Source organism: Snodgrassella sp. W8158, from assembly GCF_016100435.1.
GTDB lineage: Bacteria > Pseudomonadota > Gammaproteobacteria > Burkholderiales > Neisseriaceae > Snodgrassella > Snodgrassella alvi.
Genome location: NZ_JACFSM010000008.1, coordinates 33,897 through 58,092 on the forward strand (window position 1 = coordinate 33,897; position 24,196 = coordinate 58,092).

21 protein-coding genes and 2 rRNA genes (1 of these 23 running past the window's edge) are annotated in these 24,196 nt (G+C 39.9%); 11 read left to right on the forward strand and 12 right to left on the reverse strand.

Annotated features, from left to right (window positions below; translation table 11 throughout):
- Positions 1-152: 152 nt before the first annotated feature.
- The 6 genes from H3V11_RS11035 to H3V11_RS11060 all read right to left on the reverse strand — a co-directional run bounded on the left by H3V11_RS11035 (position 153) and on the right by H3V11_RS11060 (position 7,128).
- A complete protein-coding gene (locus H3V11_RS11035) occupies positions 153-380 on the reverse strand; it encodes a SlyX family protein (RefSeq protein ID WP_025329835.1) in 228 nt (75 codons plus the stop codon).
- Between the two features lie 120 nt (positions 381-500).
- Complete coding sequence (rpmG, locus tag H3V11_RS11040; RefSeq protein ID WP_025329834.1) at positions 501-656, reverse strand: 50S ribosomal protein L33; 156 nt, start codon at positions 654-656, stop codon at positions 501-503.
- 26 nt (positions 657-682) lie between these two features.
- Positions 683-916, reverse strand: a complete 234-nt coding sequence (gene rpmB, locus H3V11_RS11045) for a 50S ribosomal protein L28 (protein WP_002216391.1) — start codon at positions 914-916, stop codon at positions 683-685.
- Between the two features lie 255 nt (positions 917-1,171).
- Entirely contained in the window at positions 1,172-2,671 is a 1,500-nt protein-coding gene (locus H3V11_RS11050) for an efflux transporter outer membrane subunit (protein WP_198225013.1), read from the reverse strand.
- On the reverse strand, positions 2,668-5,880 hold the full coding sequence (locus tag H3V11_RS11055) for an efflux RND transporter permease subunit (protein ID WP_078475051.1): 3,213 nt from the start codon (positions 5,878-5,880) through the stop codon (positions 2,668-2,670). The genes H3V11_RS11050 and H3V11_RS11055 overlap by 4 nt, the downstream gene beginning before the upstream one ends.
- A 12-nt stretch (positions 5,881-5,892) precedes the next feature.
- Positions 5,893-7,128 (reverse strand): efflux RND transporter periplasmic adaptor subunit, encoded by a 1,236-nt coding sequence (locus H3V11_RS11060; protein WP_198211589.1) that lies wholly within the window; start codon positions 7,126-7,128, stop codon positions 5,893-5,895.
- A gap of 310 nt (positions 7,129-7,438) precedes the next feature.
- Between H3V11_RS11060 and H3V11_RS11065 the strand changes: the two genes are divergently transcribed.
- On the forward strand, positions 7,439-8,068 hold the full coding sequence (locus H3V11_RS11065; RefSeq protein ID WP_025329830.1) for a TetR family transcriptional regulator: 630 nt from the start codon (positions 7,439-7,441) through the stop codon (positions 8,066-8,068).
- Positions 8,069-8,169: 101 nt separating this feature from the next.
- On the opposite strand, the gene H3V11_RS11070 is transcribed toward H3V11_RS11065, so the two are convergent.
- Positions 8,170-8,622, reverse strand: a complete 453-nt coding sequence (locus tag H3V11_RS11070) for a universal stress protein (RefSeq protein WP_084551508.1) — start codon at positions 8,620-8,622, stop codon at positions 8,170-8,172.
- 177 nt (positions 8,623-8,799) lie between these two features.
- On the opposite strand from H3V11_RS11070, the gene H3V11_RS11075 reads away from it, so the two are divergent.
- The 3 genes from H3V11_RS11075 to H3V11_RS11085 are packed head-to-tail and all read left to right on the forward strand — an operon-like array spanning position 8,800 to position 10,796.
- Positions 8,800-9,231: a thioesterase family protein gene (locus H3V11_RS11075; protein WP_198225015.1), complete on the forward strand. Its 432-nt coding sequence runs from the start codon at positions 8,800-8,802 to the stop codon at positions 9,229-9,231.
- Positions 9,232-10,134: a tyrosine-type recombinase/integrase gene (locus H3V11_RS11080; protein ID WP_198225017.1), complete on the forward strand. Its 903-nt coding sequence runs from the start codon at positions 9,232-9,234 to the stop codon at positions 10,132-10,134. It abuts the gene before it with no gap.
- 23 nt (positions 10,135-10,157) lie between these two features.
- The gene (locus tag H3V11_RS11085; RefSeq protein WP_174829689.1) at positions 10,158-10,796 is read left to right on the forward strand and encodes a LysE family transporter; all 639 of its coding nucleotides are present in this window, start codon (positions 10,158-10,160) and stop codon (positions 10,794-10,796) included.
- An 80-nt stretch (positions 10,797-10,876) separates the two neighbouring features.
- Here the strand turns inward: H3V11_RS11085 and H3V11_RS11090 are convergent, their stop codons facing one another.
- Positions 10,877-11,200 carry a hypothetical protein gene (locus tag H3V11_RS11090; protein ID WP_198225019.1) on the reverse strand — a complete coding sequence of 108 codons (324 nt, stop codon included), beginning with the start codon at positions 11,198-11,200 and terminating at the stop codon, positions 10,877-10,879.
- A gap of 304 nt (positions 11,201-11,504) precedes the next feature.
- Positions 11,505-12,866 carry an MFS transporter gene (locus H3V11_RS11095; protein WP_198225021.1) on the reverse strand — a complete coding sequence of 454 codons (1,362 nt, stop codon included), beginning with the start codon at positions 12,864-12,866 and terminating at the stop codon, positions 11,505-11,507.
- A 303-nt stretch (positions 12,867-13,169) separates the two neighbouring features.
- On the opposite strand from H3V11_RS11095, the gene H3V11_RS11100 reads away from it, so the two are divergent.
- The 5 genes from H3V11_RS11100 (at position 13,170) to H3V11_RS11120 (ending at position 17,814) form a co-directional block, all read left to right on the forward strand.
- A complete protein-coding gene (locus H3V11_RS11100; protein ID WP_198225023.1) occupies positions 13,170-13,853 on the forward strand; it encodes a winged helix-turn-helix domain-containing protein in 684 nt (227 codons plus the stop codon).
- Positions 13,854-14,043: 190 nt separating this feature from the next.
- Positions 14,044-14,586 carry a hypothetical protein gene (locus tag H3V11_RS11105; protein WP_198225025.1) on the forward strand — a complete coding sequence of 181 codons (543 nt, stop codon included), beginning with the start codon at positions 14,044-14,046 and terminating at the stop codon, positions 14,584-14,586.
- 295 nt (positions 14,587-14,881) lie between these two features.
- Positions 14,882-15,622 carry a carbonic anhydrase gene (locus tag H3V11_RS11110; RefSeq protein ID WP_084552700.1) on the forward strand — a complete coding sequence of 247 codons (741 nt, stop codon included), beginning with the start codon at positions 14,882-14,884 and terminating at the stop codon, positions 15,620-15,622.
- Between the two features lie 530 nt (positions 15,623-16,152).
- Positions 16,153-16,746 (forward strand): DJ-1/PfpI family protein, encoded by a 594-nt coding sequence (locus H3V11_RS11115; RefSeq protein ID WP_084552699.1) that lies wholly within the window; start codon positions 16,153-16,155, stop codon positions 16,744-16,746.
- Between the two features lie 36 nt (positions 16,747-16,782).
- Complete coding sequence (locus H3V11_RS11120) at positions 16,783-17,814, forward strand: AI-2E family transporter (protein ID WP_198186703.1); 1,032 nt, start codon at positions 16,783-16,785, stop codon at positions 17,812-17,814.
- Positions 17,815-17,865: 51 nt separating this feature from the next.
- Here the strand turns inward: H3V11_RS11120 and H3V11_RS11125 are convergent, their stop codons facing one another.
- Positions 17,866-19,065, reverse strand: a complete 1,200-nt coding sequence (locus tag H3V11_RS11125) for an MFS transporter (RefSeq protein ID WP_198225027.1) — start codon at positions 19,063-19,065, stop codon at positions 17,866-17,868.
- Between the two features lie 290 nt (positions 19,066-19,355).
- Between H3V11_RS11125 and H3V11_RS11130 the strand changes: the two genes are divergently transcribed.
- Positions 19,356-21,146 (forward strand): ATP-dependent endonuclease, encoded by a 1,791-nt coding sequence (locus H3V11_RS11130; protein WP_198207741.1) that lies wholly within the window; start codon positions 19,356-19,358, stop codon positions 21,144-21,146.
- The gene (locus H3V11_RS11135) at positions 21,136-22,179 is read left to right on the forward strand and encodes a DNA cytosine methyltransferase (RefSeq protein WP_041879922.1); all 1,044 of its coding nucleotides are present in this window, start codon (positions 21,136-21,138) and stop codon (positions 22,177-22,179) included. Before H3V11_RS11130 ends, H3V11_RS11135 begins: the two co-directional genes overlap by 11 nt.
- Before the next feature lie 308 nt (positions 22,180-22,487).
- Here H3V11_RS11135 and rrf read toward each other — a convergent pair.
- Positions 22,488-22,601 (reverse strand): 5S ribosomal RNA (rrf, locus tag H3V11_RS11145).
- Between the two features lie 105 nt (positions 22,602-22,706).
- Positions 22,707-24,196: ribosomal RNA gene (locus tag H3V11_RS11150) — 23S ribosomal RNA — on the reverse strand (it continues 1,585 nt past the right edge of the window).

Here is a 24,196-nt window from a genome sequence, read left to right on the forward strand (position 1 = left end):
CACTAGAAATTGTATGATTGTTTATTCTCTATAAAAAATTGTTTATTTAAAACTCTGCTTCAACATTTATATTAATCAGATTTCCAATTAATCAAAACGCAGTACATCTGAAATTGAAATTTTCTGCTTTGTAATATTCCGGACAAAATTAATCAATAATGGGGCGGAATTTCATTAGCCGGATTAAATGGTTCGTTACCATTTTCTATCTTGTCTGGCAAGCGCTGGTAAAGCAGACGCAGTTGTGCCTGCTGTAAATCCAGAGTTTGCTGAATTCGTGCTATGGTATCACTCAGGCTCTGGATAGTTTCCGCCTGTAGTGCACTTTCAATTTCCAGCTCTTCGATTCGGTGTTGTAATACTTCCAGGATTTCAGGCATATTATTGTCCATTGTTTGATTATTTAATCTTTACCGGCAAAGATAATCTGATTTTGATTATTTGTAATAAAAAAACCTGAGCAATAAACTGCTCAGGTTTTTCAAACCAGTAAGAAATAATTATTTCAGTTTGGTTTCTTTGTACAGTACATGTTTACGCACTACCGGATCAAATTTTTTGATTTCAAATTTACCAGACATGGTGCGTTTATTTTTGGTAGTGGTGTAGAAATGACCAGTACCAGCAGAAGATTCCAGTTTAATTTTGTCGCGCATTGCTCTATCCTTAAATCACAATATGATTAAGCTTCACCGCGAGCGCGCAGGTCGGCCAATACTACATCGATACCTACCTTGTCGATTGTACGCAAGGCGGCGTTAGAAACGCGCAGGCGTACCCAACGGTTTTCACTTTCAACCCAGAAACGACGTGATTGCAGATTAGGCAAGAAACGGCGTTTGGTTTTATTGTTGGCGTGTGACACGTTGTTGCCACTCATCGGGCGCTTACCGGTCACTTTACATACACGTGCCATGGTTAACTCCAAACTTCTAATAATTTTGTAAAACGCGATTTATACCATGAAAAGCGGAATCTATTCAAGGGTTAAATCATTTTGTATGACATGAACAGCTGAAAATGTTGCTGTTGAATCAGGCAAACTGTAGTAAGTACAGATCTGATACAGGCTGATTACCGGTTCAGGTTACTGCCTGCACTGTATTTTCAGTAAGCTGCTTATGTCGTCAGACGGATGGCAGAGTAATACTGCCATCCGGATTTCAGACAATTACCGCACTGTGGTTGTGGTAGTAGTTGTCGTGGTAACGCTAGTGTTTTCTGCAGGTGTGACCGTTTGCTGATTCAGGCCGCCACCCAGTGCTTTATAAAGATCGGCACGGTTTTCCAGCAGAGTCTGCTGTGTATTGAGTAATGCCTGCTGTGCTGCATAACTGTCACGTTCTGCGTCCAGCTGTTCCAGTGAGCTGGCTATGCCGTGTTTATACCGTAACTGTGTGAGCTTGTAGCGATTAGTTTGTGCCTGTTCACCACGTGATTTTGCCTCATACTGCTTTTTAAGGGAATCACGCGCCACCAGTGCATCGGCCACATCACGGAAAGCAGCCTGTACAGTTTGCTCATACTGGGCTACAGCAATGTTTTTACGCGCTGTTGCCAGATCCAGATTACCTTTGTTTTGCCCCCATGTGAAAATCGGCAGGGTAATCTGTGGCGTAAAGCTCCATGTACGGTTCGGACCATTGAAGAGATGACCAATATCGTTGCTGCCGGAGCCAATACTGCCGGTCAGGCTGATGCGCGGGAAAAATGCTGCCCGTGCCGCACCGATGTTGGCATTAGCAGATTTAAGCGCAAACTCAGCTGCACGTACATCCGGCCGCTGATACAAGATGGTCGACGGCAAGCCGGCCGGCAGCTCCACATTCACAAACTGGCGGCTCAGTGGTGCTGCTGCCGGTAAATCGTCCGGCAATGGTTTACCCACCAGCAAAGTTAAGGCATTGTGCGCCTGTTCACGCGCCTGTTTAGCCGCAGCATAATCGGCACGGGCTGTTTCGATTTGTGCTTCTGCTACATCTACCTGCACCTGTGAAATCACACCGGATTTGAATTGCAGATCAGTCAGACGCTTGCTTTCTTCACGTGATTTTAATACACGGCTGGATAAGTCCATTTGTGCCTGAGCAATACGCTCAGCAAAGTAGGCTTTGGCCACGCTGGCAATCAGGCTGATCTGGGTAGAGTCGCGCACCTGCTTTTGCTGGAAATACTGATTCAGAGCCGCATCAGACAGGCTTTTAACCCGTCCGAATAAATCCAGCTCAAATGCGGTTACACCTAAACCGACATTATATGATTCTGCAATATAGCTGGTTTGCTGACCCGTAGCATCACGCATAGCGCTTAAGTCCTGCGCAACACGCGAACGTCCGCCATTACCTGTCGCACCTAATGCAGGCAGGCGGTCTGCGCGCTGAATAGCATACTGAGCCCGAACCGCTTCCACGTTTAATGCGGCCACACGCAAATCACGGTTATTAATTAAAGCCAGATTGATAATCTGTTTCAAACGCTCATCAGCGAAGTAGTCCTGCCAGCCGAGATTGGCGGCAGCCACTGAACCGGTATACCGGTCATTGGCTGCTGCACCTGGAAAGGTTTCTGCCAGCTCTACTTTCGGCTGATGATAGCGGGGTGCCATCGAACAGGCAGACACTACTCCGGCAACTAATACAGCCAGCAGAGTAGGTTTCACTATGTGTTTCATGCTTTATCCTCTTTGTCTGTCTGATTGGCAGACTGCACACTGACACTGCCATCACTGTTTACTGTCATCGGCAGATTTTTGTCATTGTCAGGAGTACCGCCATTTTTGTCGTTCTTTTTCCTGCTGAACAGACTGCGTACAGTTGAATAGAATACAGGTACAAAGAACAGAGCCAGACAGGTACCCACTAACATTCCCCACAATACGCTGGTACCAATGGCTCGCTGACTCGCAGAAGAGGCACCACTGGCAAAGTACAGAGGCACTACACCCATAATGAACGCAATGGATGTCATCAGAATCGGACGGAAACGCAGGTGAGCGGCAGCCAGTGCAGCTTCAAGCGGACTTTTACCCTGCTCTTGCAACTCCTTGGCAAACTCCACAATCAGAATGGCGTTTTTAGCACTCAGACCAATTACGGTAATTAACCCCACCTGAAAATAAACGTCGTTCTCCATACCGCGCATCCATGTACCCAGCACGACACCAAGCAGACCCAGCGGTACTACCAGCATTACGGATAATGGAATTGTCCAGCTTTCATATAGTGCGGCCAGACACAGGAATACAGCCAGCAGTGAGAACATATAGAGGATGGTAGACTGGTTACCCGCATCTTTTTCCTCTTTAGACAGACCTGTCCACTCATAACCAAAACCATCCGGCAGCTTGCTGGCAATTTTTTCCATTTCATTCATGGCATCACCAGTACTGTATCCCGGAGCAGCATTACCGGTAATCGCCATAGCGGTATAGCCATTGTAGCGGACAGTTTGTGCCGGGCCGGTAATCCAGCGTGTCTTCATGATGCCGGATAATGGTACGGGCTGTCCCTGTGCGTTATTAACGGTAAGTTTGCTCAGGTCTTCAGGTGTCATACGGGAAGCCACATCTGCCTGTACAATTACGCGCTGCATACGTCCTTTATTCGGGAAGTCGTTAACGTAGTTGGAACCCAGAGCAGTACTTAATACAGTTGAAATATCACCGAATGACACGCCTTGTGCATTAGCAGCATCGCGGTCGATATCAATCTGCAATTGCGGTTCATCTTCCATACCGTCCGGACGTACCTGTGTCAGCACTTTACTTTCACGCGCCATACCCAGCAGCTGATTACGCGCGGCCAGTAACGCCTCATGACCTTTACCGCCACGGTCTTGCAGCCGGAAGCTAAAGCCGGTACTGGTACCCAGTTCAGGAATGGATGGCGGTACCAGAGCAAAGATATAACCATCACGTACTGAACCCATCATAGCACCGGTAATACGGTTAGCCAGTGAATTGGCGCTGTGTTCCGCACCGCTACGTTCTGACCAGTCTTTCAATACAAGGAAGCTCAGACCAACGTTCTGCCCCTGACCGGTCATACTGAAGCCCAGTACGGATACCATGTTTTTCACTTCAGGCTGATGAAGAGTGAATTCTTCCATCTTCTTGAAAGTATCCAGTGTACGATGCTGAGTCGCACCCGGCGGCAACTGAATCAAAGCAATGGAATAACCCTGATCTTCCTCCGGCAGGAATGAAGTCGGCAGACGTACCATTACTAATAACGCACAGGCTGTGATAGCAGCATAGATGATGAACATACGTACGCTGCGATGCAGTACATAAGCCACTTTGGATTCGTATTTTTTGGCACCGCTGGTAAATTTGCGGTTAAACCAGCCATAAAAACCCTTTTTCTCCGCTTCATGTTCGTTAACTGGTTTAAGCAAAGTAGCACACAAGGCCGGTGTCAGCGACAATGCCAGAAAAGCAGAGAAGAAAATGGCTACCGACATCACAATAGAGAACTGACGGTAAATATTACCAGTAGAACCGGAGAAGAACGCCATCGGGATAAATACGGTAATCAGTACCACTGTAATACCGACTACAGCGCCGGAAATCTGCCCCATAGCCTTTTCTGTAGCAGGCTTTGGCGGCAAATGTTCATCGGCCATGATACGTTCTACGTTTTCCACCACCACAATGGCATCATCGACCACAATACCGATTACCAGTACCATGGCAAACATGGTCAGTACGTTAATCGACAGACCGGCAAAGTACATGATGGTAAAAGCACCCAGCAAAGCAATCGGTACCACAATCGTCGGAATCAGGGTATAGCGAATGTTTTGCAGGAATACCAGCATAACAAGGAATACCAGTACAATCGCTTCTACCAGAGTATGTACCACTTTTTCAATGGAAATACTAACGAAAGTGGAGCTGTCATATGGTGCAGACCAGCTCATGCCGGCAGGGAAATATTTTTGCAAATCGGCCAGCTTAGCCTTAACTGCATTGGCTGTAGCCAGTGCGTTACCTTTAGTCGTCAGCTGAATACCTGCACCCACCACGTCTTTACCATTCAAACGGGCACCAGTAGAGTAATCCTGTTTACCCAGCTCTACACGAGCAACATCTTTCAGACGTACCAGTGAACCATCGGTATTGGCTTTAACAATAATATTTTCAAACTGTTCAACTGTTTTCAGCTGACCTGGGACAATGATAGTCGCTGTAGTCTGAATATTATCAGGTGAAGGCAAAGCACCCAGACTACCTGCAGAAATCTGCTGGTTCTGTGCAGCTACTGCGGCATTAACTGCTGCCGGGGTCAGATTAACACTGCGCAGCTTGTCTGAATCCAGCCAGACACGAATGGCGCGTTCAGAACTGAACACCATTACATTACCTACACCGTCAATACGCTGTAATTCCGGCTGAATGTTACGTACCACATAGTCTGCCATATCTGCCGGGGTCAGATTAGGACTATCACTGGTATACATGGTTACCATCAGGAAGTTACTCCGTGATTTAGCAATCTGTACACCAGTCTGTTTGACCATAGCCGGCAAACGCGGTTCTGCTCGTGAAAGCGCATTCTGCACATTCATCTGTGCAATATCATCATCAGTACCCGGGTAGAAGGTCAGGGTTAATGTACCCGTACCGTTGGATAACGATTTTGCTTCCATGTATTCCAGGTTTTCCAGACCGTTCATTTCACGTTCGATACGTGACAATACAGTATCTTCAATGGTCTGGGCATCAGCACCCGGATAGGAAATAGTCAGACTGATGGAAGGAGGAGCTACTGTCGGATACTGGGCAACAGGCAGCTTGGTAATACACACTATACCGGCAATGATGATGAACAGCGCCACCACCCATGCAAAAATCGGTCGGTTAATAAAAAATCGTGACATATTACAGATTCCTTACTGAGCCTGAGAGGCAGATGCCGCAGAAGCTTTAGGTGCAGATGCAGAAGCAGTCTTAGCCTGAGGCACAGGCGCACCATTAGCAGGTGCAGGTTTCCACGGCTGAGTCTGTACTTTCTTCGCACCGGTTAACTGCACTAGTGCCAGACCATCCATTGCTACTTTATCTCCCGCACGCAAACCTCCGCTGATTACCCAGTTTGTGCCTTTTTGCTGTACTACGGTTACATTGCGCACAGCCAGACTGCCATCAGCATTAACCACCGTAACCGTATCACCACTGGCACCACGGGTTATTGCCTGCTGAGGCAAGACGATGGCATTCTGAATTTCAGCCTGCGGAATCTCTACACGTACAAACTGTCCGGGCAGCAGCATATCATCATCATTAGGAATTTCGGCACGTACTTTAACTTCACCGGTACCTTCATCTACTGTCATATCTGTAAACAGTAAACGACCTTTTTGCGGATATTCACTACCGTCATCAAGCTTGATGGCCACTTCGACGGCACCATTGATGGTTTTCATCTTACCGGCAGCAATATCCTGACGGATCTTCATTGCCTGTGCGGCAGTCTGGGTCAGGTCAACATATAAAGTATGTGTTTGCTGAATCAGCGCCAGCTGAGTAACATCATTCTGGCCGACCAAAGCGCCTTCAGTTACCAGCGCCTTACCAATACGGCCTGAAATCGGAGCACGGACATAGGCATAACCAACATTAATCTGTGCGCTTTTAATTGCAGCCTGTGCGCTGTCAATCTGTGCATGCGCCAGGCGCTGTTGTGCGATTGCCTGATCAAATTCCTGTTTACTGATTGCGTTAGCTGCAACCAGCGGGCGATAACGGACAATATCGGCATCAGCCTTCGCCGCATTAGCCTGTGCGGTTGCCAGACTGGCACGTGCCGATTGCAAAGAAGCTACATAAGGCGCATTGTCGATCTGAAACAGTGGTTGGCCTTCTTTAACATAAGTACCTTCTGTAAACAGACGTTTCAGCAAAATACCAGCCACACGGGCACGTACTTGTGACTCGCGAATCGGCTTCAAACGACCAGTCAGCTCGGTATCTACAGTCACCGTTTCCGGATGTACAGTCAGTACACTAACCATTGGTGCAGGTGGTGCTGGTGCTTTGTCGCCTTTGCCACATGCAGCTAATGCCAGCGCACTTGCCAGTACTATCGCACTGATGCGCCATTTATCTGCTTTTCGATTCGTTCCCATATTCACCTCAATATGTGCATATATACTTTAAAAATTAAATAACTTTTTACTATACTGTGCTAAAAATATGACAAAAATAGCGCTGGTGCCAACACTTAGGGCTGCCGAAATCTAAATATCAGGCAGCCAGCAATGCGACAACAGACGATTAAATAAGAATAGCTTTACGCTGCGCATTATACATGCAACAATGTATGTATACCAGATGCAATAATTTAATACTTAAGTTATTTTAATCAAAAAATCTTGTGCTAATCTGAATTAAATACAGATTTGCCTAATTTAATTTACAGATAAACGGAAATTTATTATGCGCAAGACCAAAGAAGAAGCCCTGCAAACCAAAGAGGCTCTCATGGCTGCTGCACTGGATATATTTTACCGGCGCGGTGTCAGCCGTGCTTCACTGCAAGAAATTGCCAGCGCAGCCGGCGTGACTCGCGGTGCTTTATACTGGCATTTTAAAAATAAGGAAGACTTATTCGATGCGTTATTCCAACAGGTTTTCAGTAAACTGAGCAGCCAATTGCAGCATGACATTGACACCAGTTCTCCTGACGCATTGAACAATCTGATGCAGGCGCTAAAACACATGTTTCAACGTATGGCTAGTGATAATAATTATCGTAAATTCTGTCATATCCTGCATTTAAATTGTGAGCACACTGCTGACAACCATGCGATTGTGGCTTTGTTGCAAAAATACCAAAATTTATGGTGGCAAAATCTGTGTGCTGTATTTCATATGTGCTGTCAGCAGCATATTTTGCCGGCAAATATCAATATCCAGCAGGCTGCCCTGTATTTTCAGGCTCTGTTTATGGGATTAACCAATTTATGGCTGACTGACCCGGATAATATAGATATTACCAGTATTGCCCCTAATTTTATTAATATTGCCCTCGAATCACTGCACCACAATCCGAATCTTCGCCAGTAAATCATCCATCCTGATTAGAATTGATATTTTACATAAATAAATAGCAGGCAATAACCGAGCTCATTGCCTGCCAGATTTCAATAGAAATAACAAATTGTTAATCAATCATCATCACGTACACGTAATAACATCACCGGAATATCAGACTGGCGTAAAACACCTTCAGCCACAGAGCCCATTAATATATGCATAAAACCACTGAAGCCGTGAGTACCCATCACCAGCAAATCAACATTATGTTCCGTCGCTTCCTGAATCAGCATATCAGCCACTTTATCACCGGCACTTTCCAGCACTTCAATTTCATACTGCATACCGGATTCTTTAAGTAGTTTTTCTGCCTGCTCTAAACCTTTTTTACCTGCTGCATTAACTGCTTTGCGTACTTCTTCAGAGGGCAGCGCTCCTACACCACCCCAGCTAAACTGTGCCAGATCCACAACATTGACTACCCGTAGAACCGCATTACATAATTTAGCCAGCATTATTGCTTCCTGCAAGGCTCGCATAGCAGCTGCACTTTCATCTACCGGTACCATAATTTTGTGATACATCGTTATTCTCCCTGCCCGACAAACCATAACTGCGTTTGTTAATAAACTGAAAAACAACAATACAACCTAAGAAATACTGGCAAAGCTTAGCACAAATTTGCCTGATACAAACACCAGCCGGCTACAGAATACCTCAAAAACTGCTACCATCTAGCCTGAATTCAGTAAGGAAAACCCATGAGCCGTATTCATATCGAACCACTCGAACACTGGCTGTTTCATACCACAATCAAGGTATATATCGGTGACATTAATTATGGTAATCATCTGGCCAATGATGCTGTATTACGTCTGTGCCATGAAGCACGGCTGCGCCTGCTGGCCTCGTTCGGCTTTAGTGAAATGGATATTGGGGGTACCGGTTTGATTATGCTTGATGCTGCTCTGCAATTTCAGGGACAAAGCTTTTATGGTGATGAATTAAACTTTGATTTGGGTATATCTGATCTGAGCAACACCGGTTTCAGTATTTTGTACCGTATAACCCGTGTCAGTGACGGTGCTGCTATTGCCATGGTAAAAACCGGTATGGCTTTTTTTAATTATGAACGCCAGCGTATCAGTCGCACACCAGAGGCTTTTCGTCATCTCCTTGCACAGAGTAATTAAATGCAGACTACTTCATCCCCCAACTGGATACTCTGGAATGAATTTTTTCAGCACTTACAGCAGCGTGGTCTGTCTGCTTTAACCTGCACTGCCTACACTCGTGACCTGATTCAGCTCATCCGGCTTCTGCCCGATAACCTTACTGCTGAAAGCATTACACGGTTGCATCTGGTCGGTGCATTGAAAAAACTTAGCGGGATGGGTGATAAGCCTGCCTCACTGGCTCGTAAGCTTAGTACGTGGCGAGCCTATTTTAATTTCCTGCAACGTCAGGGAAAAATTGAAACTAACCCAACTAACAACATTAAAGCTCCTAAAGCGGGGGCACGTCTGCCAAAAGCCGTTCCGGCAGAAAAACTAAATCACACTTTTGACCAGCCCACAGCCGAAGATACACTATCACTGCGCGATCAGGCTATTTTCGAATTGCTGTATGGCAGTGGCTTACGCCTGAGTGAACTTGTGCAGCTGGACTTGCATCACCTAATGCTGAATGAAAACTGGGTTCATGTTAGTGGTAAAGGGAATAAACAGCGTCAGGTTCCTTTGGGTCAGAAAAGTATTGATGCTTTACGGCGCTACCTGCCCCGCCGTTATGCCATTGCGGGAGAAAATGCCGTTTTTACCAGTCAGCGCGGTACACGTCTGTGTGCGCGTCAAATTCAAAACCGTTTAAATGTCTGGTCAATTACTCATGGCAGCGACCGCCATTTATCACCGCATATGCTGCGGCATAGTTTTGCCAGCCATGTTTTACAAAATGCTCATGACATTCGCGCAGTACAGGAACTGCTTGGGCATAAATCCATCAGCACTACCCAGCAATACACTAAGCTGGATTTCAATCATCTGGCACAAATTTATGACAGTACTCATCCGCGTGCCAAACGTCGTAACAAATAGCCGTTATAACTCTGAATCTGTTTATGCTTAATCAAACACAATCCATGATTGCCAGTATCGTTTTGCTTAATCTTCTGGGACAGCTATCTCCGGGGCCGGATATGCTGCTTATCAGCAAAACCGCACTGAATTATTCACGCTGGGCTGCATTTTGCGTAGCACTTGGCATTACTACAGGCGTGGCTTTCTGGTTATTACTGACTATTGAAGGTTATAGCGCCTTATTGCAGCAGCTGCCCTGGTTACAGAATATCCTGATGCTGGCTGGCGGTTCATACTTAATCTATTGCGGCTACCAGATGCTACGTACAGTTATACCCCAGAATAATTCCATTACTTCACCAATACAGGAAAAGCATTTTTTCTGGAAAGGTCTGATTACCAATCTGTCCAATCCGAAAATCATTTTTTATCTGGGCAGCGTTATGTCCATGGCTATGGCTAATGTACATAAACCCACATTAAAATATGAAATTATGCTTATTTTACTGGTACAGGTTTTACTGACTTTATGCTTAATGATATGGCTGTTCTCCTTACCCATAATTAAACGCAATTATTTGCACTGGAGTCTGGCTATCGACCGCATTGGCGGCTGTGCATTCATCTGCTTTGGCTGCTGGTTATATATTCAGATTATCACCAGTCTGCTTTATCATTAACTGATAAATAAAAAGGACAGATAAATCATCTGTCCTAATTTTTGACTGCCATAATTTATTTTACCCAGCGCACGATCATTCTACTGGCTAAATCCATCATGATAAAATGCCGCCAGCAGTACCATAGTTACCCGATGTGTAATCACCAATTTCCGCACAAATTCATTTTCTGGCGCAGTGCTGACATCTCCGTAATTGAGTACCCTAAAATATATTCCCTGAGGCACATAAACCTCAAAACGTGAATAACGCAAACCAGTCAGCATAAAATCGCATTTTTGCTGAAAAAAGCAGCCTAACTTTTCATAATGTGAAGCATCTGCCAGATAAACAGCAATAGCATATAGTATAGGCGTATGGATACCAAATACATCAAACTGATGAACCTTGCGAAACGCTGGCATCAATACAGCAGCTGCTACACAATAGCCTATTTTCCAGCCAGTTGCATGTAACAACTTAGCAAACAACCGATAACCAAAGTTCGTTTACGTAATAACGGGTGATATAACAATATCTGCGAGCGAGGTAATACACAAAGGCATTATTACCAGTGTTCATCTCTGCCAACGCATTCCTATATAATCATTTATCCTGCTCAATTGAACGTAATTGATCGGCTCCTTCAAGCATTTTTCCATATGATGATTTATCTTCAATAAGAATTTATTTGAATTGTTAGCCTCATAAGTAAAAATGAGACTGTATTTATTTTTTTATTCTAAATAAAGAGACATATGAATAAACAAACATAATAGAGAGTACACTAAAAGTAATACCCCATAATTTTTGATAGGTAGAAATATTCTCTAAAGGCGAAATCTTTGCTTCTAATAACATTAAAGAACATGCTGACCCAATAATAATTCCTCCATTTTGAAAAAGCCTTAATAAGCCTCCAATCGTTGATTGTTTATCTTTTTTCTGATCCATCGCTATCTGAATTAATGAACCTTGAAACAGTCCGCCACCTAAACCATAGCACAAAGCAGCTATAACATAATTAAAAATTGAAATATTAAAACTCACAAAGAAAAGCAAGGCAAAAGCAAATAGCATAAGCGGTAAAGCATAAATTAGTATAATTTTATTACAACTTGAATTTATTACTTTTCTGCCAAACACACTTAAAATAACGCCAATGGGTGCGGCAGTACAGATTAATCCTATATAATCGATTGGATAACCAGCTTCTCTAATAAACAAGAGAGGTGACGCTGAAAAAATGATGCCCGCTGTGAACCCAAATATCAAACTGCCAATTGAAACGTATCTAATTGACGAGATGAATAATAATTTGACAGGAAAAAAAGGATTGGAGCATTTTGACTCTATTCTCAAAAAAATAAAAAAAATGAATAAAGTAGAAATACCAATAAAATTTTTTTCAATCAATAACAGATTTAAATTATCAGAATAAATAAGAGAAACACAAGCCACTAACATTATAAAAAAAAGTATCATTCCTTTTAAATCAAAAGTCTCTCTTTTTAGTGTGTTTACTGCTTTAGTTATTTTCAAACTAAAAAAACATCCCACAATACACAATGGAACATTAATTAGAAACAAAAATTGCCATCCCCATAATTTTAAAATAACACCACCGAAAGAAGGCCCTAAAATTGGTCCTAAACTTATCGCCAACATTATGAAAGAATTTAACCTTATTTTCTGTTTACTTGATTGTAAACCAGCCAGCCCCAAGCAATTTGCCTGCAATAGCGCCGCACCAATTCCTTGCCCGCATCTTGCTATAATAAGCTGATTTGCAGACCCAGAAAAACCAGCTATCAATGAGGTTAGACCAAAAAGCACGAAACCTGCTATTAACGCTATTTTTTGCCCCCAAAAGTCACCAAGCCAACCGCCAGGAACAAGAAAAATAATTAAAAATAATAAATATAAAGTAACAGATAATCCGATATATTCCAAAGAAACGCCAAAATCGATGGAAAACGTATTCAGAGCTAAGTTTATAATACCGGTATCCAGTGTTGATAAGAACAATCCTAAACAACATGTAATATAAATAGAATATATTGGTTTAGAACTATCTACTACTTTGGTCATTTATAGTCCCCGTCTTAATTTGATTAAACCATTAGCTAATTGCCTGCAGAAGAAAGTGATTTCACCCTTAACCAATCATCAAATTTGCAATAATTAAATATCCATTTTTCATATTGACACAAATCTTTTCTCTCTTGTTTTTATTGGTGAAAATATCTGATTAGCTTATTTACTTTTCAGGAATAATGTTTAAAAAGAAATTTAAACAAATTAGCTAAAAAGCGTATATTAATTCGCTGTGCTTAATTGATTTCAAATTGAATAATAATAAAAATCATAGATTTTTCATGGAGATTCTAAAGAGTGAATAAATTATATTGTAAGGATTTAATACGATTTTCAGACGCAATGTCTGATTTCAGTAGAGTTATAATTATCACTGAATTAATGAATGGCAGAGCTCTTTCAGCCTCATGGTTAGCAAATCGACTGAATCTGTCGCCACAGGCTACGCGTTTTCATTTAAAAAAACTAGAAAATGTTGATCTTATTCATCACAGGGCATGTGGTAAACACCATTACTATGAAATAAAAAATCAAGATACCGCAATGTTTATTGAATCAACTTTTAATATTATTCCCCCGAAAGAGTGTTTATTTTTATCCAATACTAACACTAAAGAAAAATTTAAAGAGGCAAGAACATGTTATAAACATCTAGCCGGTTCATGGTCTGCTGCACTTACGCAGTCATTTATTAATAATGAATTTATTGTTATACAAGATAATTTTTTTATAGTTACTGAACTTGGTAAAAATTTTTTTAAAGGACATAAGCTATTAATCAACGTATCTAATACAGCTAGTGTTGGAAAGCGCTGTATAGATTTTACTGAGCATAGGGATCATATTGGCGGTCCATTAGGGACTTTATTGCTTCAATCAATGCTACAACAAGAATGGTTTAAACAAAATGATAATAATCGTGAATTGACAATTACGCCAAAAGGTAGAAAAAATTTAAATGTATTATTAATTGATAAATAGAGATTTACAATAAAAATTAACTTTTTGATGATAAACTAATTATATATGTTTAGCATGATGTCAATTCTGGATTAACTGATTCTAAGCAATTTTTAGCTCAAATAAGAGCTTAAGCAGATCATGCTTTAATTGAAAATGATTGCTATCATATCCAGATAAATCAACAATTAGAAGGGGGGCTTTAATTATTATGAAAAAAACATTATTTATATTTTTCTGCTTAATATTTTTTTCTTTCCACACGGCTTTAGCAGGACAAAATAATTTAATACTATTCGAGAAAAAAACAAAAATTATTTTTGACAAAGATATAGTTATATTAGTCACTCCCAGTGAAAATACAATTAATAAGTTAAAAACTAGTATGGGTGATGATTTCTATATTATGGCCGATGACGCTAATTATTACTCCTTCTTAGTTTTTAATTACCTTAAATCTATTAATAAACCATATTTAATAAAGAACGATGAAACTATTTTTTATTTTCAAAAAAATGACGTACTACACAAAATACAAAATAATAATTCCCATCTCCATTGGTGGGCATTGTTATATAAACATAACGAAGGAAAATACAAAATTGTAGCTTTAATTGATTTTGAAGATGAATATAAAAAATTCATATCAGATGGAGATACTTATTCAAAAGATGAATGGATTTTTAATAGTAAAGTTAGCGATATACAAAAATACTTTTTGAGGTTCTGCATTAGACTAATTTTACTAATCTAAAGAGCTCTACATATACTACGTTTACCATTTAACAGTAAGTACTGTCGCAAACTTGATTTATATATTTTATTTGATAGCAAATTAATTGATGTTTTTTATATAACACCATCACAAACTGCAGTTCCTATTGACGGTAATTTAAAATTTAGATTCAACATGATTTAAACCAGAAATAGAATACTATATAAAAAATATTTAATATATTAATAATATATCAAATTCTAACAACAAAAATACTACCCAGCTTTACCAAATAAGACTAAACTAAAAAATAATAAACCATAGAAACTACATCATGAGAAAAAATATTTTAGCTTTATGTCTTAGTCTTGGTCTGGCTACCTCTGCCATGGCAGAACAAACCCACTGGGGTTATCAAGGTGATAATGCACCGGAAAACTGGGGTAACCTGCCTGATGCACAAACTTGTGCATCAGGCAAAACTCAATCCCCTATTGATATTTTTGACAGCAAAAACAATAAGCAATTACCGGCACTGAAATTTAATTATCAACATGCCGATATTAAGCAAATTATTGATAATGGTCATTCACTTCAGTTTAACTTTGATGCAAACAGCACATTTAGCTACGAAAACAAAACATACAAACTGGTTCAGTTTCATGCTCATGAACCGGCTGAGCACACGATTAATGGTGTCCGCTATCCGCTGGAATTACATTTTGTTCATCAGGCTGCTGATCACAGTAATCTTGTCATTGCCGTATTTGTACAGGAAGGCAAAGAAAACTCCTACTTTGAAAAATTATCCATATTTAAACAACTTGCCAAAAATAGCAGTGAAAACACCGATATATTATTCAACCCTGAACACATTTATCCGAAAAATCACAGCTACTATCGCTATACCGGTTCACTGACTACTCCACCATGCAGTGAACCGGTAACGTGGATCTTATTCCGTCAGCCGATTACCCTGTCCAAGGATGAAATCGAAGAAATTTCTCATTATCTGCCGAAAAATAACAACCGGCCGGTTCAGCCACTCAATAACCGCATTATTGAAAACAACTAAGCCAGAATTGCTCAATAAAAGGTCAGAAGAGCATCAGCAAAGTCTGACCTTTTATTAAACCTGACAGCCTATGTGTTTTTTAATCCTGCATTTATAAAACAAAATTACATCAGCTAAACTTAAGCAATACTGGAAAAACTATTATCCATGTATGCTTATTGTTATTCTCAGTTTTATAAGCTTCAAACTCTTCACTCGTCTTTTCTCAGTTCACCTCTGTCAATCAGCTCATTTTCAATTTATTTCAGCATTACTAGTTATTCTGATTACAACATTTTTATATTTTTACAACAGAATTATCCACGGATTAAGTTCGAATACTTCACAAATTCATATCTAACTGAAAAATAGTCTAAATTTTAATTATATCTAGATAAATTCATATCCTATATTTTTGGATTTTCCTAATTTTAGACTCCACTATCCAAGTACAAATAAGCATCTGAGAAGTGAAAAAATGATATGCTAGTCATATTCAAAACAATATCCAGAAATTTATCTTTTCAACCCGTCTACACTAAGGAAAAATGATGCACATCTCAATTATTCTATATCCTGATTTCGAAACCCTTGATGTTTTCGGACCTGTAGAAATATTTGGAAAAGTTCCAGACTGGAAAATGCAGTTTTATTCCCGTGATGGTGGCCTAATAAGCAATCGAGATGGTGTACAGATTGCTACCGAAAGTTTTAACACGATGCCGCAGTCCGAAATCGATACGCTTTTCATTCCTGGTGGAACAGGAGCCAGAACACTTATCCTCGAAGCCGACTATATCAACCAGCTAAAGCAACTGGCACAAAAAAGCCGGTATGTATTAACAGTATGCACAGGCAGTGCTCTGCTGGCTAAATCAGGATTACTTGATGGAAAACGAGCAACATCCAATAAACTCTCTTTCGAATGGGTAAAAACCTCATCGTTACAAACTCAATGGATAGAAAAAGCCAGATGGGTTACAGATGGGAAATACTACACATCTTCAGGTATTAGTGCAGGTATGGATATGGCTTTAGCCTTTGTACAAGACAGGGCCGGAGAAACCGTTGCCCGACAAATCGCAACCAGAATCGAATATCGTTGGCAGCAAGACAGCCAGCAAGATGAATTCTGTCTGAAATAAAATTTTATTGTTATAAAAATTAACCCGGGAAAAATTATGCTTTTAGATGAGCAACAAAAAATAGGACTGTTTTTTGTAGTATTGTATTCTGTCTTTTTTATCATATTTATGGAAATACACTTAATGTCCGGTGTTATTTCCGGCTTACTCACCTATACCCTGACACAGAAGCTTGAAGATTTTCTGGCCAAAAAAATGCATCGCTGGGGCAATAAAGCCAAACTTTTTTCCGTATTATTACTTTCACTGCTCATCATGGCAATACTCATTAGCGGCTTTGGTTACCTGATTAGCTGGGTAATCAGCGTAGCCAAAGATCCGCAACAAACCCTTACTCATATTCAAAGCTTATTTAACAGCATTGCTAGCTCACTGCCCAAAGAACTAAATAAATATATTCCTGATAATCTGATTGAATTGCGAACCAATGCACTAAACTTTATCAAAGAACATGTTCTATATCTTCAGTCTGTAGTTAAGCAATTATTTCATTCATTGCTAATCATCATCATTGGTATGGTTATCGGTTTGATTGCCGGCTATCAGCAGAACAAACGCAATATCACTGAAACCCATTCCTCATCAACAATTTATATGCAGGCACTCAAAGAGGGGTTAAATCGTCTGGTACTGGTATTTCAATATGTTGCCTTCTCACAGGTAGTGATATCCTTTTTTAATACCATTCTGACTGCTATTTTCCTGCTTATCATATTACCTTTATTCGGTATTCATCTGCCTTTCAGCAAAAGCCTGATACTGGCTACTTTCGTTCTTGGGCTGATCCCCATTATTGGCAACCTCATAGTCAATACTATTATGTGTCTGGTTGCATTTACTATTTCATTCTGGATGGCGGTAATTGTCCTGTTATATCTAATTATCATCCATAAAATCGAATATATACTCAATGCCAAAATAATTGGTAACAAAATTCACGCCGGCATTTGCGAACTGCTGATTGCAATGGTATTGTCTGAAAGCTTATTTGGCGTAATCGGATTGATTTTTGCGCCTATCTTTTATGCTTTCCTGAAACTTTCTTTAAAACAACTCAAAATCATTTAATCTGATTTCGTATATTAATAAAAAGGCCATGAACAATGGTCTTTGGGTATTTTAGCGTTTATACCGCTCCACATCCGGTAACAAAATTGTCAGTATTCCAAGTAATGGCAGGAAAGAACAAAATTTAAAAATAAGTTGTAAGCTGGTTTTATCGGCCACATATCCTAAAACTGCTGCTGCAATTCCACTCATCCCAAACATAAAACCAAAAAACAGACCGGCAATCATGCCGACGCGGCCGGGAATCAACTCCTGAGCATAAACCACTATTGCCGAAAAAGCTGAAGATATAATTAAACCAATCAAACAGCTTAACAGCGCCGTACCCCAAAGATTTGCATAAGGTAAGGCCAGAGTAAAAGGCGCAGCACCTAAAATAGAGAACCAAATAACATATTTCCGACCAATACGGTCACCTACTGGACCTCCGACAAACGTACCAATTGCCACACAGGCCAGAAATAAAAATAGAAATAACACTGCAGATTGTTTAGTTAGAGCAAATTTTTCAATTAGATAAAAGCTATAATAATTGCTCATACTGGCCATATAAAAAAATTTAGAAAAAATTAATACGGCAAGAATGAATAAGGCCAGAACAGTCTTACTTTTATCATAAGGTAAAATACAATTTGCTGCTGCCTTGTGTCTATTTGCGGCCAGATGACGAGCACTCCATGCACTGATGCGGCACAAAAGCAAAATAGCAATTACACCAATAACGATAAACCACAGAATATTACTTTGCCGGTTATATCTCAGCACAACCAAACTCACCAGTAGCGGCCCAAGTGATGAACCCAGATTACCGCCTACCTGAAATGCCGACTGAGCCAGACCAAACCGACCAGCAGAAGCATTACGTGCAACACGGGATGCCTCAGGATGGAAAGTAGATGATCCTACTCCTAGAAATGCTGCGGCCAGTAATAATAAATAGAATTGACTGACCAAACCCAGCATGCACAAGCCAAACGTCGTTGAAACCATACCTAATGGTAATAAATAAGGTTTCGGATGCTTATCTGTGTAATAACCGATTGCGGGCTGTAAAATTGAAGCTGTAAGCTGATATACCAGACTAATACAACCCACCTGAGCGAAACTTAAACGATATTTTTCTTCCAGTAAGGGATAAGTAGCTGTCAGCATCGACTGAATTAGGTCATTACACAGATGTGCGCCTGCTACCATTAAAATAACCGAAAGAAATAACTGATTAGATGAGAACTGACTATCTTGCTGATTCATTATTTTCAAATTGTTATGTATGTAATTAGGATAATATAATAAAAAGAAAAAACTTTTGAATATAAAATAAACAGTAAAAATTAAATCAAGATAAATTATATAATAAAATTTGGTCTTAATACTCATTTTTGTATTTTTAAAACAACAATAAATAATTATAAAAAACAATAAATTCTATATAAATTAACTCTATATTTGTTTTTTTAAGTTGATATCAAAATAGTAGCATTCTAATTTTGTTAATATTTAATTTTTTATTACCTATATGACCAAGTTGACCAAAGGAAGTTATGAATAAATCAAATTTGGAGAAATTAACACAATGCTATAAAAATCAAATGACTAATTTTGAGCCATTCATTCGCAAGGTTGTATTTCATAATTTTAAAAATATTGCTTCATCGCAAGAATTAGAATTAGATTTTCCTATTACTGTACTAATCGGAAAAAATGGAACAAATAAAAGTTCTGCACTTTTGGCACTATATGCTATACGTGAAAATACTAATCTAAGCGATTACTGGTTTGGAACATTAATAGATAGCTTTAATACCGAAGAGGAATTCCCAAGATATTTTTACACCTATCAAGATCCAAACACTAAAGAAATTGCAGAAGTATTACAAATTAATAATCAAAAATCCAGTGATTCTGACTATTGGGAAACATCTAGACCAATTTTAAAAGATGGAATGAAGCTTTTCAACAAACATCCATCTTCAGCACAAAAAACTAAAACTAGGTGGAGAAAATTAAATAAACCTGTTTTATATGTTAATTTCAAAGCTCACATTAGCGCATTTGATAAATATTTTTATCATTCAAACAAATTAAGTCAATTATCAAATAAAAAAGAAGTAATTCGTAGAGGAACTAATAGGCTTAGTCAAGCAATAAAAAAAAATCTTTTTAAAGTTAAATATAATGGTAGTGAGAAAATAATAAACAAAATTAATTATCAGTTAGAACCAGAAGAAGTGAAAATTATATCTGATATTTTAGGCAAAAATTATTCTAGTATTCACTATATAGAACATAGATTTTTTGATAAAGTTGAAGGCGGAACAGCGATCCTAAATTCACATAATTTAACATACTCTGAAGCTTTTGCGGGTAGTGGTGAGTATTCCATTGTTTCTTTGATTTTCAAGATTATGCGTTGTAAGGAAAGAAGTCTAATACTATTAGATGAACCAGAAGTTTCGTTACATCCTAGTGCTCAGGTACAATTAATGGATTTTTTAATGAATCAAGCATTAATAAATAAACATCAGATCGTTATTTCAACTCATGCACCTGCTTTAATTGAAGGTTTACCGCCAAGTGCAATTAGATTATTTATTGAAAATCAAAGCACACACAAAGTAGAAATATTAAAAAATATTCATTATTTACATGCATTTGAAGAAATTGGGGTTCAAACAGAAAAAATTGTCATTTATGTGGAAGATAAACTCGCTCATGAAATCATAACTCGTATAATTGATCAAAATAACAATTTGGCAAGTAGATTTACATGTAAGTTTTATGTGGGTGGCGGTGATATAATAACAACAAAAGCTACATCTGTTCTTGCTGCTGCTAATATTAAATGCATTATTTTTTTAGATGGTGATAAAAAAACAAAAGCATATATAGAAAATAATAATCAATTTCCAAATCATGAAAATATTCCTCAAGCTAAATTGGCAGAAACAATAGAAAATTATTACGGAAAAGTAAAAGTATATCCAAGTGGCAGTGGCAGTAGTAATGAAACAGAAAAAAATGAATTATTATCACAAGTCTGGAAATTTATTGAAAACAATGTTTTTTATTTTAATTTTGATTACCCAGAAAAATTTATAGTTGAAATTTTAGATAAAGATGACAAAATCAACATTCCAGATATTGAAACCAAAGATAATAAAGATTATTTCAAAAAACGAATCAAGGAGTATACAATAAAGGAAATCGGGTATGGAGAGGTTTCATCGGAAGAAATTTTCACGATATCCAAAACATTGATTAATCGTATTTTTGAAACTAATCCTGCGGAATTAGAAGAAATAAAACAAATGTTGAATAATTATGAAGCATAGGTCTATATCAGTATTTGATTTTTTTTCTGGATGTGGCGGAACCAGTCAAGGATTTCAGCAAGCACAAATGAATATCATGTTAGGTATAGATTATGATAAAGATGCATGCGAAACATTTAAGTTGAATTTTCCACATGCAAAAGTTATAAACGATGACATACATAATATTCCAACATCTTCGATAAGAGAACAAGTTGAATTAGCACAATCGAAAGGATTTGTTCTTTTTTCTGGTTGCGCTCCCTGTCAACCCTTTTCTAAACAAAATAAAAATAAATATGCATCTGATCCTAGAAGATCTTTACTTAATGAGTTTGGTCGTTTTGTCGCAGAATTTCAACCCGATTTAGTATTTATTGAAAATGTCCCTGGAATACAAAAGGTTGGAAAATTACCTACACCATTCAACGATTTTTTAAATCTACTCAAAAATTTAAACTATAGCTATGATTTTAAAATTGTTTCAGCACTATGGTATGGAGTTCCACAGAATAGAAAACGTCTTGTATTAATTGGTGCTAAAAATTTAGAGATTACACTTCCTTTTCATAACTATCTCCAAGATAATGAGTTTTCGACTGTACGAGATTGGATATATAACTTACCCGCAATTAAAGCAGGCGAAAAACATATGTACATTGAAGATCATCAGGCAGCTAGGCTATCAACAATAAATTTAGAACGCATTAAACACACCAAAGAAGGTGGTGGTCGAGAAACTTGGCCATCCCATCTTAAATTAAATTGCCATAAAAAATATAAAGGACATAATGATACTTATTCCAGAATGGCTTGGGATAAGCCAGCTAGTGTTTTAACTACACGTTGTATAAGTTATTCTAATGGAAGATATGGGCATCCTGAACAGAACAGAGCCATCTCTTTAAGAGAAGCTGCTTTATTACAAACTTTTCCTATGCATTATAAATTTTATGGTACTCAAGTCTCTAAAGCAAAACAAATTGGAAATGCTGTTCCACCATTAATGGCTCAAAAAATAGGTGAGTATTTTTTAAATTTTATTAATCAATAGCAAAAAACAAAAATAAAATGACAATAATTAAAAAATAACCCATTACTGAACTGCCCTGGGCATTCGCACAGGCACGCGCCGAGCAATGTCTGCGAATTCCGCAGCAGCGCACATCCGCTCACTGAACCTGTCCAACGCCGCCGCCATCGTCCTCTACGAAGCACTGCGTCAGCAGTCCTTCCCCTCTCTGACCTAGATACAGCAACAGCAGCCATATGGCTGCTGCGGTATTGTTTTTCTTCTGTTTTATTCTCAGCACTTAAAGTAAGAAACCCGGCTGACTAATCAACCGGGTTCTTCTATAGGGAGTCTGGCGGTGTCCTACTTTCACATGGGCAATCCATACTATCATCGGCGCTAGGTCGTTTCACGGTCCTGTTCGGGATGGGAAGGCGTGGGACCAACCCGCTATGGCCGCCAGACATTAAACTGTCAAATCAGAAAGCCTTAATCTCGGTGATGATGTGTATTCATCAGTAAGCTTTATCATTCTCTGTGCATTTGCTGCACGAAGTTCTTCAAATGATAGAGTCAAGCCTCACGAGCAATTAGTATCGGTTAGCTCCAAGTGTTACCACTCTTCCACACCCGACCTATCAACGTCCTGGTCTCGAACGTCTCTTTAGAGGGATTAAATCCCTGGGGAAGTCTCATCTTCAGGCGAGTTTCACGCTTAGATGCTTTCAGCGTTTATCTCTTCCGAACTTAGCTACCCGGCGATGCGACTGGCGTCACAACCGGTACACCAGAGGTTCGTCCACTCCGGTCCTCTCGTACTAGGAGCAGCCCCCGTCAAACTTCCAACGCCCACTGCAGATAGGGACCAAACTGTCTCACGACGTTTTAAACCCAGCTCACGTACCACTTTAAATGGCGAACAGCCATACCCTTGGGACCGACTACAGCCCCAGGATGTGATGAGCCGACATCGAGGTGCCAAACTCCGCCGTCGATATGAACTCTTGGGCGGAATCAGCCTGTTATCCCCGGAGTACCTTTTATCCGTTGAGCGATGGCCCTTCCATTCAGAACCACCGGATCACTATGTCCTGCTTTCGCACCTGCTCGACTTGTCGGTCTCGCAGTTAAGCTACCTTGTGCCATTGTACTATCAGTCCGATTTCCGACCGGACCTAGGTAACCTTCGAACTCCTCCGTTACTCTTTGGGAGGAGACCGCCCCAGTCAAACTGCCTACCATGCACGGTCCCCGATCCAGATTATGGATCCGGGTTAGAACCTCAAAGTCACCAGGGTGGTATTTCAAGGACGGCTCCACAAGAACTAGCGTTCCTGCTTCTTAGCCTCCCACCTATCCTACACAAGTGACTTCAAAGTCCAATGCAAAGCTACAGTAAAGGTTCACGGGGTCTTTCCGTCTAGCAGCGGGGAGATTGCATCTTCACAACCATTTCAACTTCGCTGAGTCTCAGGAGGAGACAGTGTGGCCATCGTTACGCCATTCGTGCGGGTCGGAACTTACCCGACAAGGAATTTCGCTACCTTAGGACCGTTATAGTTACGGCCGCCGTTTACTGGGGCTTCGATCCGATGCTTGCACATCTTCAATTAACCTTCCAGCACCGGGCAGGCGTCACACCCTATACGTCCACTTTCGTGTTTGCAGAGTGCTGTGTTTTTATTAAACAGTCGCAGCCACCTATTCTCTGCGACCTCTCATAGCTTACAGAGTTAATCCTTCACCATAAGAGGCATACCTTCTCCCGAAGTTACGGTATCAATTTGCCGAGTTCCTTCTCCTGAGTTCTCTCAAGCGCCTTAGAATTCTCATCCTACCCACCTGTGTCGGTTTGCGGTACGGTTTCATTCAAACTGAAGCTTAGTGGCTTTTCCTGGAAGCGTGGTATCAGTCACTTCGTGTCCGTAGACACTCGTCATCACTTCTCGGTGTTGAGCACCCGGATTTGCCTGAGTGCTCCACCTACCGGCTTAAACGATCTATTCCAACAGATCGATGACCTAACCTTCTCCGTCCCCACATCGCATTTGAATCAAGT

Coding starts and splice junctions, on each gene's coding strand:
- H3V11_RS11035 (WP_025329835.1), bottom strand. CDS start 380: ATGCCTGAAATCCTGGAAGTATTACAACACCGAATCGAAGAGCTGGAA.
- rpmG (WP_025329834.1), bottom strand. CDS start 656: ATGCGCGACAAAATTAAACTGGAATCTTCTGCTGGTACTGGTCATTTC.
- rpmB (WP_002216391.1), bottom strand. CDS start 916: ATGGCACGTGTATGTAAAGTGACCGGTAAGCGCCCGATGAGTGGCAAC.
- H3V11_RS11050 (WP_198225013.1), bottom strand. CDS start 2,671: ATGAAACACATAGTGAAACCTACTCTGCTGGCTGTATTAGTTGCCGGA.
- H3V11_RS11055 (WP_078475051.1), bottom strand. CDS start 5,880: ATGTCACGATTTTTTATTAACCGACCGATTTTTGCATGGGTGGTGGCG.
- H3V11_RS11060 (WP_198211589.1), bottom strand. CDS start 7,128: ATGGGAACGAATCGAAAAGCAGATAAATGGCGCATCAGTGCGATAGTA.
- H3V11_RS11065 (WP_025329830.1), top strand. CDS start 7,439: ATGCGCAAGACCAAAGAAGAAGCCCTGCAAACCAAAGAGGCTCTCATG.
- H3V11_RS11070 (WP_084551508.1), bottom strand. CDS start 8,622: ATGTATCACAAAATTATGGTACCGGTAGATGAAAGTGCAGCTGCTATG.
- H3V11_RS11075 (WP_198225015.1), top strand. CDS start 8,800: ATGAGCCGTATTCATATCGAACCACTCGAACACTGGCTGTTTCATACC.
- H3V11_RS11080 (WP_198225017.1), top strand. CDS start 9,232: ATGCAGACTACTTCATCCCCCAACTGGATACTCTGGAATGAATTTTTT.
- H3V11_RS11085 (WP_174829689.1), top strand. CDS start 10,158: ATGCTTAATCAAACACAATCCATGATTGCCAGTATCGTTTTGCTTAAT.
- H3V11_RS11090 (WP_198225019.1), bottom strand. CDS start 11,200: ATGCCAGCGTTTCGCAAGGTTCATCAGTTTGATGTATTTGGTATCCAT.
- H3V11_RS11095 (WP_198225021.1), bottom strand. CDS start 12,866: ATGACCAAAGTAGTAGATAGTTCTAAACCAATATATTCTATTTATATT.
- H3V11_RS11105 (WP_198225025.1), top strand. CDS start 14,044: ATGAAAAAAACATTATTTATATTTTTCTGCTTAATATTTTTTTCTTTC.
- H3V11_RS11110 (WP_084552700.1), top strand. CDS start 14,882: ATGAGAAAAAATATTTTAGCTTTATGTCTTAGTCTTGGTCTGGCTACC.
- H3V11_RS11115 (WP_084552699.1), top strand. CDS start 16,153: ATGCACATCTCAATTATTCTATATCCTGATTTCGAAACCCTTGATGTT.
- H3V11_RS11120 (WP_198186703.1), top strand. CDS start 16,783: ATGCTTTTAGATGAGCAACAAAAAATAGGACTGTTTTTTGTAGTATTG.
- H3V11_RS11125 (WP_198225027.1), bottom strand. CDS start 19,065: ATGAATCAGCAAGATAGTCAGTTCTCATCTAATCAGTTATTTCTTTCG.
- H3V11_RS11130 (WP_198207741.1), top strand. CDS start 19,356: ATGAATAAATCAAATTTGGAGAAATTAACACAATGCTATAAAAATCAA.
- H3V11_RS11135 (WP_041879922.1), top strand. CDS start 21,136: ATGAAGCATAGGTCTATATCAGTATTTGATTTTTTTTCTGGATGTGGC.